This is a genomic window from Mesorhizobium sp. 113-3-9, from assembly GCF_016756515.1.
Classification (GTDB): Bacteria; Pseudomonadota; Alphaproteobacteria; order Rhizobiales; family Rhizobiaceae; genus Mesorhizobium.
Map to the genome: position 1 here is coordinate 956,972 of NZ_AP023246.1, position 15,300 is coordinate 972,271.

Annotated in this window: 14 protein-coding genes; 9 read left to right on the top strand and 5 right to left on the bottom strand. The window is 62.6% G+C overall.

Annotated features, from left to right (window positions below; all coding sequences use genetic code 11):
• The first annotated feature begins 34 nt into the window (after positions 1-34).
• From MesoLj_RS04515 to MesoLj_RS04525, 3 genes are all read left to right on the top strand, one after another.
• Complete coding sequence (locus MesoLj_RS04515; protein ID WP_202325215.1) at positions 35-523, top strand: MarR family winged helix-turn-helix transcriptional regulator; 489 nt, start codon at positions 35-37, stop codon at positions 521-523.
• Positions 524-642: 119 nt separating this feature from the next.
• Entirely contained in the window at positions 643-2,004 is a 1,362-nt protein-coding gene (locus MesoLj_RS04520) for a cytochrome ubiquinol oxidase subunit I (RefSeq protein WP_202325216.1), read from the top strand.
• A 1-nt stretch (position 2,005) separates the two neighbouring features.
• Entirely contained in the window at positions 2,006-3,010 is a 1,005-nt protein-coding gene (locus MesoLj_RS04525; protein WP_202325217.1) for a cytochrome d ubiquinol oxidase subunit II, read from the top strand.
• A gap of 38 nt (positions 3,011-3,048) precedes the next feature.
• Here the strand turns inward: MesoLj_RS04525 and MesoLj_RS04530 are convergent, their stop codons facing one another.
• On the bottom strand, positions 3,049-5,637 hold the full coding sequence (locus tag MesoLj_RS04530; RefSeq protein WP_202327169.1) for an ATP-binding protein: 2,589 nt from the start codon (positions 5,635-5,637) through the stop codon (positions 3,049-3,051).
• 246 nt (positions 5,638-5,883) lie between these two features.
• Here MesoLj_RS04530 and MesoLj_RS04535 point away from each other — a divergent pair, with 246 nt between their 5' ends.
• The 3 genes from MesoLj_RS04535 (at position 5,884) to MesoLj_RS04545 (ending at position 6,997) form a co-directional block, all read left to right on the top strand.
• Complete coding sequence (locus MesoLj_RS04535) at positions 5,884-6,156, top strand: DUF4242 domain-containing protein (protein WP_095775628.1); 273 nt, start codon at positions 5,884-5,886, stop codon at positions 6,154-6,156.
• A 43-nt stretch (positions 6,157-6,199) separates the two neighbouring features.
• Complete coding sequence (locus tag MesoLj_RS04540; protein WP_244735290.1) at positions 6,200-6,424, top strand: hypothetical protein; 225 nt, start codon at positions 6,200-6,202, stop codon at positions 6,422-6,424.
• Between the two features lie 72 nt (positions 6,425-6,496).
• Positions 6,497-6,997 carry a hypothetical protein gene (locus tag MesoLj_RS04545; RefSeq protein WP_140771098.1) on the top strand — a complete coding sequence of 167 codons (501 nt, stop codon included), beginning with the start codon at positions 6,497-6,499 and terminating at the stop codon, positions 6,995-6,997.
• A gap of 265 nt (positions 6,998-7,262) precedes the next feature.
• Here the strand turns inward: MesoLj_RS04545 and msrA are convergent, their stop codons facing one another.
• The 4 genes from msrA to MesoLj_RS04565 all read right to left on the bottom strand — a co-directional run bounded on the left by msrA (position 7,263) and on the right by MesoLj_RS04565 (position 10,771).
• Positions 7,263-7,988, bottom strand: a complete 726-nt coding sequence (msrA, locus tag MesoLj_RS04550) for a peptide-methionine (S)-S-oxide reductase MsrA (RefSeq protein WP_140776422.1) — start codon at positions 7,986-7,988, stop codon at positions 7,263-7,265.
• Positions 7,989-8,415: 427 nt separating this feature from the next.
• Positions 8,416-8,715 carry a hypothetical protein gene (locus MesoLj_RS04555; protein ID WP_202325219.1) on the bottom strand — a complete coding sequence of 100 codons (300 nt, stop codon included), beginning with the start codon at positions 8,713-8,715 and terminating at the stop codon, positions 8,416-8,418.
• An 84-nt stretch (positions 8,716-8,799) separates the two neighbouring features.
• Entirely contained in the window at positions 8,800-9,504 is a 705-nt protein-coding gene (locus MesoLj_RS04560; protein ID WP_202325220.1) for a DUF1223 domain-containing protein, read from the bottom strand.
• Positions 9,505-9,646: 142 nt separating this feature from the next.
• On the bottom strand, positions 9,647-10,771 hold the full coding sequence (locus MesoLj_RS04565; protein WP_202325221.1) for a TadE/TadG family type IV pilus assembly protein: 1,125 nt from the start codon (positions 10,769-10,771) through the stop codon (positions 9,647-9,649).
• Positions 10,772-10,978: 207 nt separating this feature from the next.
• Here MesoLj_RS04565 and lepA point away from each other — a divergent pair, with 207 nt between their 5' ends.
• The 3 genes from lepA (at position 10,979) to MesoLj_RS04580 (ending at position 15,299) form a co-directional block, all read left to right on the top strand.
• Positions 10,979-12,784: a translation elongation factor 4 gene (gene lepA, locus MesoLj_RS04570; RefSeq protein WP_056574126.1), complete on the top strand. Its 1,806-nt coding sequence runs from the start codon at positions 10,979-10,981 to the stop codon at positions 12,782-12,784.
• Between the two features lie 509 nt (positions 12,785-13,293).
• Positions 13,294-14,094 carry a hypothetical protein gene (locus MesoLj_RS04575; protein WP_202325222.1) on the top strand — a complete coding sequence of 267 codons (801 nt, stop codon included), beginning with the start codon at positions 13,294-13,296 and terminating at the stop codon, positions 14,092-14,094.
• Entirely contained in the window at positions 14,091-15,299 is a 1,209-nt protein-coding gene (locus MesoLj_RS04580; RefSeq protein ID WP_202325223.1) for a hypothetical protein, read from the top strand. Before MesoLj_RS04575 ends, MesoLj_RS04580 begins: the two co-directional genes overlap by 4 nt.
• Position 15,300 lies beyond the last annotated feature (1 nt).

Genomic DNA, 15,300 nt, shown 5'->3' on the forward strand with positions numbered 1-15,300 from the left:
TTATGTGTATAATGCACATATAGGGAGATCCGGCATGTCGTCAACAAGAAACGTGCAAAATACACATATCGCGGATCAGCTGCGCCAGATTCACGGCGCTGTGCTCGATATTGTCGGCCTGATGAACCGGCCGCAACGCGACGAGTTGCTGATCAAGGCGGCCGGCATTCCGCTCGACCGGGCACTGTTCCCGCTGCTCGTCGGCATCGAGCGTTTCGGGCCGATCGGCGTCGTCGAGATGGCCGACCGTGTCGGGCGCGACTACACGACCGTCAGCCGCCAGGTCGCCAAGCTGGAGAGTCTGGGCCTGGTGCTACGCCAGGCCAGCGCCGCCGACCGGCGCGTGCGCGAAGCCGTGATCAGTCCGAAGGGCAAGGCGATGACCGACCTCGTCGATGCGGCGCGCGAGAAGATCGGCCACGCCATTTTCGAGACATGGGAGGCGCGCGACGTCGACGAGCTGGTGCGCCTGATGCGCAAGTTCGCGGATGCGCTTGGCAATGTGCCTGAGACCAGTCCTTAACCGGCGCATGAACCGGTAAAATTGTCCTGTGGCGTTCAGCCTCGCGGCAGGACGCCGCTTTGACCTGACCCTGCTTCGGGCCTATCCTTCATCAATACTTGCAGCAGCCGGAGCCCACCATGGACCCGCTCATATTGTCGCGCATCCAGTTCGGCGCGAATATTTCGTTTCATATTCTGTTTCCGACAATCACCATTGCACTTGGCTGGGTGCTGCTGTTCTTCAAGCTGCGCTACAACGCCACCAATGATTCCGCCTGGATGCGCGCCTATTTCACCTGGGTGAAGGTGTTCGCGCTGTCCTTCGCCATGGGCGTGGTCTCGGGCGTCACCATGAGCTTCCAGTTCGGCACCAACTGGCCGGGCTATATGGAAAAGGTCGGCAACATCGCCGGGCCGCTGCTGGCCTACGAAATCCTCACCGCCTTCTTCCTCGAGGCGGCCTTCCTCGGCATCATGCTGTTCGGCTTCCGCCGCGTCTCCAACCGCGTCCACACGCTGGCGACGGTGCTGGTCGCCGGCGGCACCACCCTGTCGGCCTTCTGGATCATCGCGCTCAATTCCTGGATGCAGACGCCGGCCGGTTTCGAGATCCGCGACGGTGTGGCGCACGCCGTCGACTGGTGGGCTGTCGTCTTCAACCCATCCATGCCTTACCGCCTGGTCCACATGCTGCTTGCATCGGGCCTGACCGTATCATTCCTGATATCGGGCCTGTCGGCTCTGCGTTATATCCAGGGCGACCGCTCGGAATCGATGTGGAAGGCGCTGCGCACCGGCGTCTTCACCGCGGCGGTCCTGATCCCGATCCAGATCTTCGCCGGTGACCAGCACGGGCTGAACACGCTGGAACACCAGCCGCAGAAGATCGCCGCCATGGAGGCCAACTGGAACACCGGGCCCAACGTGCCGCTGGTGCTGTTCGCGCTGCCCGACGAGGCGGCGAGGGAGAACAGGTTCGAGATCGCCATTCCCGACGGCGCCAGCCTGGTGCTGCGGCACTCGACCAGCGGCGTGGTGCCGGGGTTGAACGACTTTCCCGGCAACCACCCGCCGGTCTTTCCGGTGTTCTGGGGCTTTCGCATCATGGTCGGCACCGGCCTCCTGATGCTCGCCGTTTCCTGGTCGGCCGCCTTCTTCCTCAAGCGCCGGCACAGCTTGCCGAAGCCGCTCGCCATGCTGATGGTGCCGATGGCGCTGTCGGGCTGGCTGGCGACGCTGGCCGGCTGGTACACGACCGAGATCGGCCGCCAGCCCTGGCTGGTGACGGGCGTGCTCAGAACCGCCGACGCCGTCGGTCCGGTGGCGGGCAGCCATGTCGCGCTGACGCTCGCCGTCTACCTCATTCTCTACGTGCTGCTGCTGATCGCCTATCTCGGCGTGCTGGTGCACCTGGCGCTGAAGGCGGCCAAGGATGGCGACACCTCGCCATTGCCGGGCGTCATGAAAGCAGCGCTTTCACAGCCGGCGGCAGGAGAGTGACATGAGCTTCGATTGGCCAACCGCCCTCCCCCTCATCTTCGCCGGCCTGATGGGTCTTGCCATCCTGATCTACGTCATTCTCGACGGTTTCGACCTCGGCATCGGCATTCTGTTCGCGGCCGCCGAGGACACCGAGCAGGATACGATGATCGCTGCGATCGGTCCGTTCTGGGACGCCAACGAGACCTGGCTGGTGCTGGCCGTCGGCCTGCTGCTGGTCGCCTTCCCGATGGCGCATGGCGTCATCCTCACCGCGCTCTACATTCCGGTCTTCGTGCTTTTGGTCGGGCTGATCCTGCGCGGCGTCGCCTTCGATTTCCGCGCCAAGGTGCCGAGCGGTAAAAAGCATCGCTGGAACCGCATCTTCTTCCTCGGCTCGGTCATCGCCTCGCTGGCGCAAGGCTATATGCTGGGCGTCTATGTGCTCGGCCTCGATGTCGGCGTGGGCGGCATGGCATTCGGCGCGCTGGTGGCGTTCTGCCTGGCCGCGGCCTACGCGGCGATGGGTGCGGCCTGGGTGATCTACAAGACCGAAGGCGCATTGCAGAAGAAGGCGGTGCGCTGGCTGCGCACGGCGCTGGTGCTGACCGCGCTCGGCATGGCGGCGGTGTCGCTGGCGACGCCCTTCGCCAGCCCGCGCATCTTCGACAAATGGTTCGTCTGGCCGGAGATGCTGTACCTGTCGCCGCTGCCGATCCTGTCGGCACTGCTGTTCCTGTGGCTGTGGCGGCAGACCTTCCATCTGCCGAAGCCCGACGACCGCCATTCGCTGACGCCGTTCCTGACGCTGGCCAGCATCTTCGTGCTCGGCTTTGCCGGCCTTGCCTGGTCGTTCTACCCGTTCGTGGTGCCCGACAAGCTGACCATCTGGCAGGCGGCGTCGGCGACCGAAAGCCTGGCCATCATCCTGGTCGGCACCGTGGTGGTGCTGCCGATCATCATCTTCTATTCCTTCTATGCGTATAGGGTGTTCGGCGGCAAGGCGACGGATCTCACCTACGACTGATCCGCAGGCCTTCCCAACCGCCAAGGCATGGCGAAGGTTCAGATCAGCCCTGAGTCGCGCGCGGCCGCGGTCGCCTCGCCGCGCGACACGGCGTCCAGCTTGCCCAGCACCGCCGAGACATGGTGGTCGACCGTCTTGGGCGAAATGGCGAGATGTTCGGCGATGCGCTTGTTGGACAGGCCGCGCTCGATCAGCTGCAGCACTTCCATCTGGCGCTGGGTCAGGCCGGCGCTGTTGGCCCGGGTGGTGCGGCGCGGCCCCCTGGCAATGTGAATGACGCCGTTCTGCCGCATGATGTCGCGCACATGGCTCGCGACCGGTTGGGCGCCGAGCGCCTCGAGAATCTCCAGCGCCGTGCGCTGCGCGGCCTCGTCGCCCTGGGCGAGCGCCAGAGCGCGTTCGTAGGGGGCGTCGAGTTCCGCCCAGGCCGAGGCCGCGCCCCGCCAGTCACCGGCCAGCAGCATGCGGTAGGGCGCGGCCATGCCTGACGTGTCGCCCGGATCGGCATCGGGTGCCAGGAGCTGCCGCCAGCCGGCCAGTTCCGCGAAGACCGCCCGCGTCGGCGACAGGCCTTCGGCAAGGCCGATCAGGCGCAGCGCCTCGGCCTTGTCCGCCTCGCCGAGCCAGGCCCGTTCGGCAATCACCGCCGCATAGGGCAACAGCCGCTGCAGCTCGGCTCCCCTTTCCAGAAACTGCTTCATCTCGGCCAGAAGCGGCTCGGCCGAGGGGTCGCCGCGACGGACCCTAAGCCGCGACAGCGCCACAAGGGCCGGATAGCGCACCAGTGCGGTCGCCCTGTCGTTGGCAATCACATCCAGAGCCTCGGCGGCCGCCTCATTCCAGCATCCCTGGCGCAGCAGCAGCTGGGCCCGCACGCCACGCATGTAATCGCGCCACGTCGCGAGATCGTTCTCGACGCAATAGTCGATGCCGCGGTCAAGGAAGGATTGGGCCTGGCTGTAGCCCAACCGGTTCATCTCGCCACAAGCGCAATTGGTGAACGCGCGGGCCGCATGTTCCTGGAAATTCTGCTCAAGCGCGATTTCGAGGCTGCGGGCAAGATGCAGCCGGCTTGAGTCCAGGTCCAGCCACTGCTCGGCGGCACCGACATTGTTGAGCGCATGGCAGACGACTTCGGGCCTGTTCAGCCGTTCGGCAAGCTCGATTGCCCTGGCACCCAGCGACAAGGTCTCGTCCAGCCTTTCGGCCAGCATAGCCAGTTGCGAGAGGTTCGAATAGGCCATGGCAAGCTCGGCGCTGGCCGGTACGGTCTCCAGCAACGCGACCGCCTGGGCGCCGAACATGTCGGCGGCCTGCCGGTCGCCCACAAGATAGGAAAAGCGCGACAGCCATCTGAGGCTGTCGCCTTCCTTCAGCGTGTTGCCGAGCGCCTGCTGCAACACACGCGCCTGTTCCTGCGCCTTGATGGCCTCTTCGATGCGCGCGATCAGATGGCACTCGAAGGCATATTGCTCGTAAAGGCCGGCGCGCTCTTCCTCGGGCAAGGTGTCGGCCTGGCGCAAGGCGACCTCGTAATAGCCGGCGGCGTCGCGATGGGCGCCGACACGCGAGGCCTCCCGCGCCGCGATCGGCGCGAACTCGCGCACCGCCTCGAGATTATGCGCTTCCACCGCATGATGGACGAGGCGCGCGGTGGCGACATCCCTGTTTTCGAGCAGCGCCGACAGCGCACGCTGGTTGAACAGTCTCCGGGAACTCGTCGTCAGCATCATCTCGATGGCGCGGCGTGCGATCTCGTGCCGGAAGGCGTAGCCGTCGCCCAGATCGTCAAGCAGCCCATGCGATACGCATTCGGCGAGCTGACCGGCGGCGGCCACGCCGCACAGGCCCTGCAAGGCCCAGGCGTCGGCGCGTCTGGGAAACACCGACACCGCGTCGAGCATCGAGCGGGCGCCAGCCGACAACCGTTCGGCGCGCGCGACGACGGCGTCGCGCACGCTGGCAGGCGGCGTCATCTCATTGTCGGCGCATAAAAGCTCGGTGACGAAGAAGGCGTTGCCGGCCGTCGCCCGGTAGATGGCGTCGCCGTCGCGGCCGGCGGCAATGGCGAGCGAGAGCACCGCCGCTTCGCTCAGCAGCGGCACGTCGATCCGCACGACATTACCGGTGGGAATTTCGCCGAGCGCGCGACGCACGCGCATCTGTCCTTCGCTGCGGTCGGTGCGCGCCGTCAGGACGAGCAGGATGTGGGTGTTGGCGATGCGGCGGCCTAGAAAACGGACGAAATCGAGCGTCGCGTCATCCGCCCAGTGCAGGTCCTCGATGATCAGGAGCGTTGGCTGGGTCCTTGCCTCGAAGACTTCGAGCGCGTCGGAAAACAGGGGCAGCCTCTGTCCCTGCCGGGCATCGATCGCCTGCGGCATCGACCATCGCGCCTCGCGGGCGAGATCGTAGAGCGGCCCGAGCGGGTCCGGTATCGACAGATCCTCGCAGGCGCTGCGGAAAACGCGCACGCCGTCGCCAACGCCGCCGACGAAAGCCTCGACAAGGGCCGACTTGCCGGCGCCAGCCTCGCCGGACAGCGCCGCCACATGGCCGAAGCCACGCGTGGCCTCCGCGAGAAGTCCATCCAGCTGCTCCAGCTGTGCCTGCCGTTCCAGAAGCATCGTCATTCGCTCAACAGGGATGGTGTCCGGGCGTATCCCTGGACGTCCGCCACGAGCGTCCGGGACGATGACCGACAATGTGCCCCTCCCCACATTTTCGGTGCCACCTACCACATAACGTCGCCACTATAGGGAATCTTCCAACAAAAAAATAGGGAAAGGCTCCGATGCGCGCCCTTGGCGAGCGTGATCAATGTCCAGCCGCGCTCAAATCGAGCGTGAATCAACAGAAAAGGGAAACTTGATATGCCTCGCTATGTGGTACAACGCACATTTCCTGACGGCCTCAGCGTGCCGATGAACGATGCCGGCGCCGACGCGCTGGGCGGCGTCATCATGCGCAATGCGGAGAAGGGCGTGACCTGGGTGCAGTCCTTCGTGTCGCCCGACAAGAAGCAGAGCTTCTGCATCTATGACGCGCCCTCGCCGGAAGCGATCCGCAGCACGGCCCAGAAGAACGCGCTGCCTGTCGACAAGATCACGGAGGTGCGGGTCCTTGACCCTTACTTTTACCGTTGATCCCTCCGATGGGCGTCAAACTGCCCTTCGCGGCGGTGGCGAAATGCCTGACGAAGCGCCCGGCGAGGTGCCGGCGGCTTCGAGACCCCTCGGACGACGGCCGTTACTGGGCCGGCTTCCCTGGCGGCTTGCCTCGCTGCTGCTCGCACCATTACGCAAGGGGCGGCGCCGGTTGCCACCGCAGGACAACTATCTGAGACGCGACATCGGCTTGCCGGAGCTCGAGGAGCTGCCGCAGTACTGGGATTTCACCCGGTCAGACCACTGAAACGCGCAGCCATCCGACGTGCCGGCGGCGGGAGCGGCTGCTCCCGCGCACCATCAACAACGAGGAGAGAAAATGAACATTCATGTGTGGACCAAGCACCTCATCAACCTGTCGATCCTGTCGATCGCGGCCACGGCGGCGAATGCCCATGACACAGGTACGCTGGACGAGAAGGTACGGGCGGCCAACGGCCGTTTCGAGAATGTGGCGATGGCCACCGCCGAAGGCTATGCGCCGATCCCTTGCGCCAGCGGCATCACCGGCGGCGCGATGGGCATCCACTATGTCAACGCGGCCTATCTGAAGGACGATGCCGTCGATCTCGCAAAGCCGGAGGCCGTCATGTACGAGCCGATGGCGGACGGCACGCTTAAACTGGTGGCGGTCGAGTACATAACCTCGAAAGGCCCGGCCTCGCTGGAAGGGCAGCTGTTCAATTTCAACAGCGCGCCCAATCGCTATGGCCTGGGCGCCTTCTACGAGCTGCATGTCTGGGCCTGGAAGAAGAACCCGACCGGCACCTTCGCCGACATGAACCCCGATGTGTCGTGCGACGCGATGAAGGCCATGTAGGCGCAAATCTCCCCCCTCGAGGGGGGGCAATTGCATATGAGTTTTTACGAAGAGGACCCCCACCCTAACCCTCCCCACAAGGGGGAGGGAACGCTGCCGCGCGCTACGCTTTGGCGTCGAACTTCTACAGATTACCGAGTGCAGCGCCGGCGCGAGTCTCCCTCCCCCTTGTGGGGAGGGGTTAGGGGTGGGGGTACGTGCCGGGCAAACCTTCGGGAAGTTTCATATGCGATTGCCCTGCCCCTCGAGGGGGGAGATCACGCACTCAGTTGCTCGCCGACAACACCAGCACCGGCTTCTCGCTGTACAGCGCCGGGAACAGTTGCTTCAGGTTCGCCACCTTGGGCAGGTCGTTGTAGACGATGTAGGGATAGGTCGGGTTCAGCGTCAGAAAGTCCTGGTGGTAGTTCTCGGCCGGGTAGAAGGTCTTGCCGGTCTCGATCGTGGTGACGATCGGCGCCCCATACAGCTTGGCCTTGTCGAGCTGGGCGATGTAGCCCTGCGCGATCTTCTTCTGCGCATCGTTTTCGGCGAAGATCGTCGAGCGGTACTGGGTGCCGGAGTCCGGTCCCTGGTAGTTGAGCTGCGTCGGATTGTGGGCGACCGAGAAATAGACCTGCAGCAGCTGGCCGTAGGTCACCTTCGAGGGATCATAGGTGATCTCGACGGATTCGGCGTGGCCGGTGCGGCCGGTGCCGACCGTCTCGTAGACGGCGTCATCCTTGGCGCCGCCGGTGTAGCCGGAGACGGCCTGGCTGACGCCCTTGACGTGCTGGAACACGCCCTGCACGCCCCAGAAGCAGCCGCCGGCGAAGATCGCCTTCTCGCTGCCCGAGGCCGCCTTTTCGTCCAGCGCCGGCGGCGGGATCACCACGGCGTCTTCCGCCGAGACGGCCGGCGTCAGCCAGAAGGCGGCACCGGCGGCCGCCAAGGCGAGTGCGGCGAGCGCACTCCTGGCAAAGCCGGTCGAACGGGTCTTGATGTCGGTCATGGTTGCACTCCTCATGGCTTCCATTGGGTTCAGTCTATTGGATCAGGTACGTTGGCGCGATGCACGAGTTGCGGCAGAGCCTCACATTCGTGTGGCCGGGCGCATGTCCTCGCCATCCATGCCCTGGCGATTGACGGAAAAATCCCATCGTTTCGTCATCCACCGGCGGAGCAAGGAGCGCAGCGACGCGGCGCAGACCCGAGGATCCATGCCGGGACTCCAACGTGTCACCACGGTGCAGAATTCTGCTCCGCTGCACTCCTCGGCTAAGGTAACGGCATGGATCCCAGGGTCTCCGCGACGGAGCTTCGCTCCTGCTTCGCCCAGGGATGACGACGTTGGGGAGGCTCCGGCTAATCCCCAATGTCAGCGATGATCCATCGAAGAAGGACATCTTGCTGCCCGTCAAATCCTCTGTGACGCGCTACTAGTTGGCCGGTTTCATGGCGTCCGCCGCCGGCTTCATCGCGTCGGCCGCGGGCTTCATCGCATCAGCGGCGGGCTTCATCGCATTGGTGGCCATCGGGTCGGCAGGCTTCATCGCGTCGGTCGCCGGCTTCATGGCATCGGCTGGCTTCATTGCATCCGTGGCCGGTTTCATGGCGTTGGTCGCCATCGCATTGGCCGGCTTCATGGCATTGGTCGTGTCGTCGGCACGGGCGCCGGCGACGAAGACGGCGGCCGAAAGCGCGAAAGCGAGCGCCGGCAGGGTCAGGTACTTGGTCATGGGAGTCTCCTTGGGTTTTGGCGCGCGGAAGCGGGCCGGGTGATGCGTTGCCGTGTTCCGCGGCCCCGCGCGATAAAAGGATGATCAGTTGGTCGCGGCGGCCAGGATCGGCCCGCCGCCGGGCGATTGCACCAGCACGGCGGTGCTCAGGCCACCGGCCGCGGCGGGCAGCGCGTAGGCGGTGGCGTCGCCGGTCCAGTTGCCGAGCTTTTCCAGAGCATGCACGACATTGGCATGAGGCAGTGTGCGGCCGGTGTTTTCGCCGCGCGCGACCGGCACCTGCACGACGCCCTTGGCATAGCGCACCAGCCAGACATCGGCCTTGCCGCCTGGGGCGGCGCCGGCACCGATCGCGACCTTGCCGCCCTCGAACGACAGCGACGGGCCGCCGGTCTTGCCCGTTGCCTTGATCAGATGCTCGATCTCGCCCTGCGCGGCGCCGACGACATCGGCATGGCCGTTGACCACCACTTGCGGCGTGAACGGGCCGTCATGGCCGAGCGACGGTTCGTAGGAAACCTGGCGCTGGGTGAATTCCTGTTTGCCGAACGTGTCCTTCCAGCCGAGATAGTCCCAGTAGGTGACGTTGAAGGACAGCGCCAGCACGCCGGGCTGGTCCTTGACCTTGATGAGGTTGGCGTTGGCCGGCGGGCAGGACGAGCAGCCCTGGCTGGTGAACAGCTCGACCACGGTGAGCGGCTGGGCGGCGGCGGCACCGAGCGCGGCAGCGAGCGCAAGCGCGCCCAGGCTGGACAGTGCGGCGAACCTTGGGGCTGAGAATCTCGGCATCGGCTTGCTCCATGGGGGCGGCGCTTGGACGCGCCGGTCATTCCCCATTTCGCTTGCACCTGCCGCTTCGTTACAGCGCTCACCGGTTTGTGATGAGGCGCGATCGTCCTTCGCCCGTGAGGGAGAAGGACGATCAGGGTCGTTACTGCGTCAGCGCCGTCTCGGATGGCCGCTGGTTGAAGGCGCACTTGCCGGTGACATTGTAGAAGAAGTCGGCATTCGTATAATCCGCCGGAAGCGAGTTACCGCCGTCTTCCCAAGCCTGGTAGCTGGTCTCCGCGCAAGGCACGACGGAAAAGATGTCGATCAGCTTGCCCGAGGCAACCTCGGTCAAGGGCGTGGGTGTGGTGCCCAGATAGAGGTGGTTGGAGGTCGTGGTGTCGTTCGATTTGAACGTCGCCTTGTTGCCGCTCGTGACATCCATCTGCAGGGAGAGCTGGCCCATCTGGCTGACGTCGACGGCGGCGCCGGCGCCGGTGGCCGGCACGTTGGTGGTGGCGCACGTGATCTGGAAATAGATCGTCTGTTTGCTGTTGCTGTCGTATTCGGGGGTCACTATCGCGCCCGTCGGCGGGTTGGTGAAATTGGATGTCGAGCCCACGGTGGTGCAGGTCTGCTTCTGGACCACGGTCGGCGTCGAACCATTGATAAGCGATATCGTCGTGGTGCCGTAGCCCTTCTGTTCCGTCATGGAATAGGACTTGCTCCCGACCTTGTACGAATAGGTGTAGGGCGCGTAGACGTAGCTGGCCGTCATCAGTTTCTGCGCCGTCGACCCGCCGAAATTCGTGCCGTAAAGCGTCACCGTCTTGTTCCAGTAGCCCGACACCTTGTCGACCTTGAACGTCGCCTGCACTAGGCTGGGCGCCTTGTTGACCCCCGATTTGACCGCGACCGGCACGCTGTCGATCCTGGCGATGGTCATGAAATTGGTCGGCATGGCGAAGCTGGCCGACGTCTGCGCCGCGACGGTGCCGTCGGAGGCGACGTTGAAGCTCACCAGCGTCGCGGCGCCCTGGCCGTTGTTGGCGGCGAAATTGTCCTGCAGCGCCTGCTGGCGGTCAGTCAGCGTCGTGGTCGTCGGCAGCGTGGTGATCGCCAGCGTCGCGGCATCCAGCGCGGCCTGCATGCCGGAGCGGGTCTGGACCGCATCGGTATAGTCGACCGAGAAGCCGACGGCGGTGATCAAGGGCACCAGGCTCAGGAAGAACAGCGGCATCATGGAGCCGCTGCGGGAACGGGCAAACCTGTCTGCAATTTTCTGCATTTCTTTACCCCCAAGGACATTAGTGGCCGTGCAGATACCACGCAGCCGGCAAACCAAGGTCTAACGGGATCGATCAAAGTTTATGCATTTGCGGTCGCCTGACCGATATTGTCGATTTTCCGGCGCCTCTCACCGCTTTGTGACCGCCGGGGCAGCCCTTGGGCGCCAAGCCTTGCCGCCGCTTGCCGCCCCTGCTAAAGCGCGCGCATGAGCACGCCCCTCGACCACATCCGCAATTTCTCCATCGTCGCCCATATCGACCATGGCAAATCCACGCTCGCCGACCGCCTGATCCAGCTGACCGGCGGGCTGGAGCTGCGCGACATGAAGGAACAGGTGCTGGACTCGATGGATATCGAGCGCGAGCGCGGCATCACCATCAAGGCGCAGACGGTGCGGCTGAAATACCGCGCCAACAATGGCGAGGACTATATCCTCAACCTCATCGACACGCCCGGACATGTCGACTTCGCCTATGAAGTGTCGCGGTCGCTGGCCGCCTGCGAGGGCTCGCTGCTGGTGGTCGACGCTTCGCAGGGGGTCGAGGCGCAGACGCTCGCCAATGTCTACCAGGCGATCGACAACAACCACGAGATCGTCGTGGTGCTGAACAAGGTCGACCTGCCGGCCGCCGAGCCCGAGCGCATCCGCGAGCAGGTCGAGGAGGTGATCGGCATCGACGCTTCCGGCGCCGTGCTGATCTCGGCCAAGACCGGGCTTGGCATTCCCGATGTGCTGGAAGCCATCGTCCACCAATTGCCGCCGCCGCGCGAGGGCGACGCCACCGCGCCGCTGAAGGCCATGCTGGTCGACAGCTGGTACGACGCCTATCTCGGCGTCATCGTGCTGGTGCGCATCATCGACGGCGTGCTGAAGAAGGGCCAGACCATCCGCATGATGGGCACCGGCGCCAAATACCTGGTCGAGCGCACCGGCGTGTTCACGCCCGCCCGCATCAATGTCGACGAGCTCGGCCCCGGCGAATTCGGCTTCTTCACCGGCTCGATCAAGGAAGTGGCCGACACGCGCGTCGGCGACACCATCACCGAGGACAAGCGCCCCACCGCGCATGCCTTGCCCGGCTTCAAGCCGGCGCAGCCGGTGGTGTTCTGCGGCCTGTTCCCGGTCGACGCCGCCGATTTCGAGGATCTGCGCGCCGCCGTCGGCAAATTGCGCCTCAACGACGCTTCCTTCTCTTATGAGATGGAAACCTCGGCCGCGCTGGGCTTCGGCTATCGCTGCGGCTTCCTCGGCCTGCTGCACCTCGAAATCATTCAGGAGCGGCTGGAGCGCGAGTTCAACCTCGACCTGATCGCCACGGCGCCGAGCGTCGTCTACCGGCTGCTGCTCAATGACGGCTCGGTGAAGGAACTGCACAACCCGGCCGACATGCCCGACGTGGTCAAAATCTCGGCGATCGAGGAACCGTGGATCCGCGCCACGATCCTGACCCCTGACGACTATCTCGGCGGCATATTGAAGCTTTGCCAGGACCGGCGCGGCATCCAGGCCGACCTCTCCTATGTCGGCAAACGCGCCATGCTGACCTACGACCTGCCGCTCAACGAAGTGGTGTTCGACTTCTATGACCGGCTGAAGTCGATCTCCAAGGGCTACGCCTCGTTCGACTATCACCTCACCGACTATCGCGAGGGCGATTTGGTGAAGATGTCGATCCTGGTCAATGAGGAGCCGGTCGACGCGCTCTCCATGCTGGTGCACCGCACGGCGGCGGAAAAGCGCGGAAGGCAGATGTGCGAGAAGCTGAAGGAGCTGATCCCGCACCACCTCTTCAAGATCCCGATCCAGGCCGCGATCGGCGGCAAGGTCATTGCGCGAGAAACCATCTCGGCCCTGCGCAAGGACGTGACTGCCAAATGCTACGGCGGCGACGTCTCGCGCAAGCGCAAGCTGCTGGACAAGCAGAAAGAGGGCAAGAAGCGGATGCGGCAGTTCGGCAAGGTGGATATCCCGCAGGAGGCGTTTATCCAGGCGCTGAAGATGGGCGATTGAGGGGCGGGTGGCGCGTAGAGCGCGCTAAGCCGGCAACAGGCTCCGCCAATGCGGGATACCTTTCCTGTTATGGTGGAGGAAACGCCGCTTAAGATTGGTGTGCCTGTGGTCTATGGAACGCTCTAAGGTCTGGGCGGCTCCTGTTGCTGAGGTTCGCGACCGGTGCGAGGCTGCCCAACGGTGTCTTGCTGACGGTTGCCGCCGTGGTCATGCGGTAAGCATGTTGTTCTACCATGATGCCATGGTCGCCGCGATCATCGCGCGCAATGAAAACCAAGGCCGGGAGATCACCCGGGAAGCGGCAGAGCGGGCCGTGCGCGCTCGCCCTGTGGTTTCGTGCTGTTGGGCGTGATGGCCGCGGTGCTGTTTTTTCGCCGAGAGCGGCGGGCGGGGGTATGAAGCGGAAGTACTGTTGCTCTACAATCAGGCCAACAAGCGCATGCCCAGTTCGGCAAGGTGGATATCCCGCAAGAACTGTTCATCCAGGGCTTGATGGGGATTGAGGACACATGCCCAAACTTACCGGCGGTCGGCCTGCCTTCAGAAAGTGGGTGGACGGGCACGCCGCCCCGAAATGGGGGCTGATGCCTCTTACCCATGTTACGAAAGGCATTGTTGCCGAAGACATCATAGAGTCGGGCACTGTAGCCGCAAGCGACTGCGATGTCTTTAAGGAGCCATTGGCATACCTCTTCTACGGCCGGCCGGCATACCGTGTTGCTGGCGATGGCGTCATTAAGGTCGAGGCGGCATGCCCCTTCTGTTTCGTGTTTGATGCAGCGCTTATTTCCAAAGCAAAAGCTATTTTCCCATTCGACACTGGGGCATTTTCAAAACGACTGTATAGTCGAATCCTCATAGAAGAGATGGCTATTGAAGATTTTAGCTTGGAAACAGATACCAGCCGGCCTGACCGAATTATAGCTGCCGTTTTCGAGAGCCGACGAGGATATTTCGAGGGAGATACCTCGAAGATCAATGCTTCAAAAGCTGCCGAGCCATGGGATTTCCATGCGCGCGCTTATCTAGATCTATTAGCATCGCCAGGACGTAACGAACCCGACGACAGGGTGTGCTCCATCGAGGTAATCTTTGGCGAGTCGATACCTCTGAGGGGCAACTTACTGGCGGCCGTTGTTCCTCATACTCTTTGGAATGACGACAAACGAGCTCCTTGGCTGGAAAAGTTAGTACAAAGTGGCGTAGGGATTAGCCCCTATATTTTCGTACCCGGACGCCATCCCGACTACTATCAGGCGCAACTCGAAGTAGCGGTTAGAGAACTATACGTATCGTGGGGTGCCTTATGAGCGCGTCGCGGGACTTCTTTGCAATTGGTTGCCTCCCTTTTCAAGGCGATCATATCGGCTTCGCTCTTCCCATCTTGAGAAGCCCGAGAAATCCAAATGCCAATTTTGTTCAAGAGGCGGATGAGTATACCGGTAATATTACGAGATTCTTAGAGATTGAGGAGGTTTTGGAGGGGATCGTATTTGCAGCCAGCGAACTCGTGGTCAAGGTTGGCGATGAGCAAGTATTGGCCTTTGTCACAGAGAATAGATCAGCTCATATCGGTACCGTTGGCGTTATTTCACCTATATTGCGATCGTTCATCTCGAGATTCCCAGACCGGCATTCTATCGTTTTGCAGGTGGCAGAACTTATTGGAGATCAGCAGGAAAAGAAGCGTGCACGCGTCGTGATGCGCGAAGAGGTGGCTAAGACAGCAGGAGCCCGCTCTGCTCGTGCCTACTATGAAGGCTCCGCTCTTCGGTCGGCGGTTTGGACTAATCTCTTGGCTGCGGCTCCAAGCGCAGAGGTTGCGAGACGCATCCTGAGCGTGCGCGCACGCTTGGGAGCTTCAGTGGACGCAAATGGTGACTTGAAACTTGATCTAGAGGTTCTTGGCGCATCCGACCGAGCGTTAATCGATGAAGAGAAGCTCAAAAAGGCAATTCTTACTGAGTTTTCAATAATAGCCGAGCAAGACGACAGCTACAGACCGGCTATGGCCAATGCCAACGACATCCAGACAGGTCGCGTTAGAGAGTTACTAATGAGGGTGCGCCACGCGCCCCGGCAGGAAGAGAGAATAGCAATTCTTATTAATGGTATACTCGAAAATCAATCAGTCGGCACTTCCGCACTTTTACAGTACGGAAAGGACCGGGCCAAGTTTGCGAATAGTGCGCTGGAAAAGATTAGAGAGCACCTTAACACCTCGGATTCTAACGAGAATCGCGAATTGTCTGCTGCGAAGTTAGTCGCTGGCCTCTACGGGATGCAATATCCAGCAAACCGAGGTAACTTCCTGCTTTATTTTGCAAAATATTTAGCAAAATGGCCACTAATAAATAGAGAACTGAGATATCGACTAGAAAGAACTCGCAGTATATTTGTTGAATATCTTAGACCTACGATAAACGATTACCTTTCCGGCACATCGAAAGTCGAGAGTCCTGATTTTGATTTACCCTTATTTGTCTCTCTACTTGGAGACAAGTCGCGTAAATGAC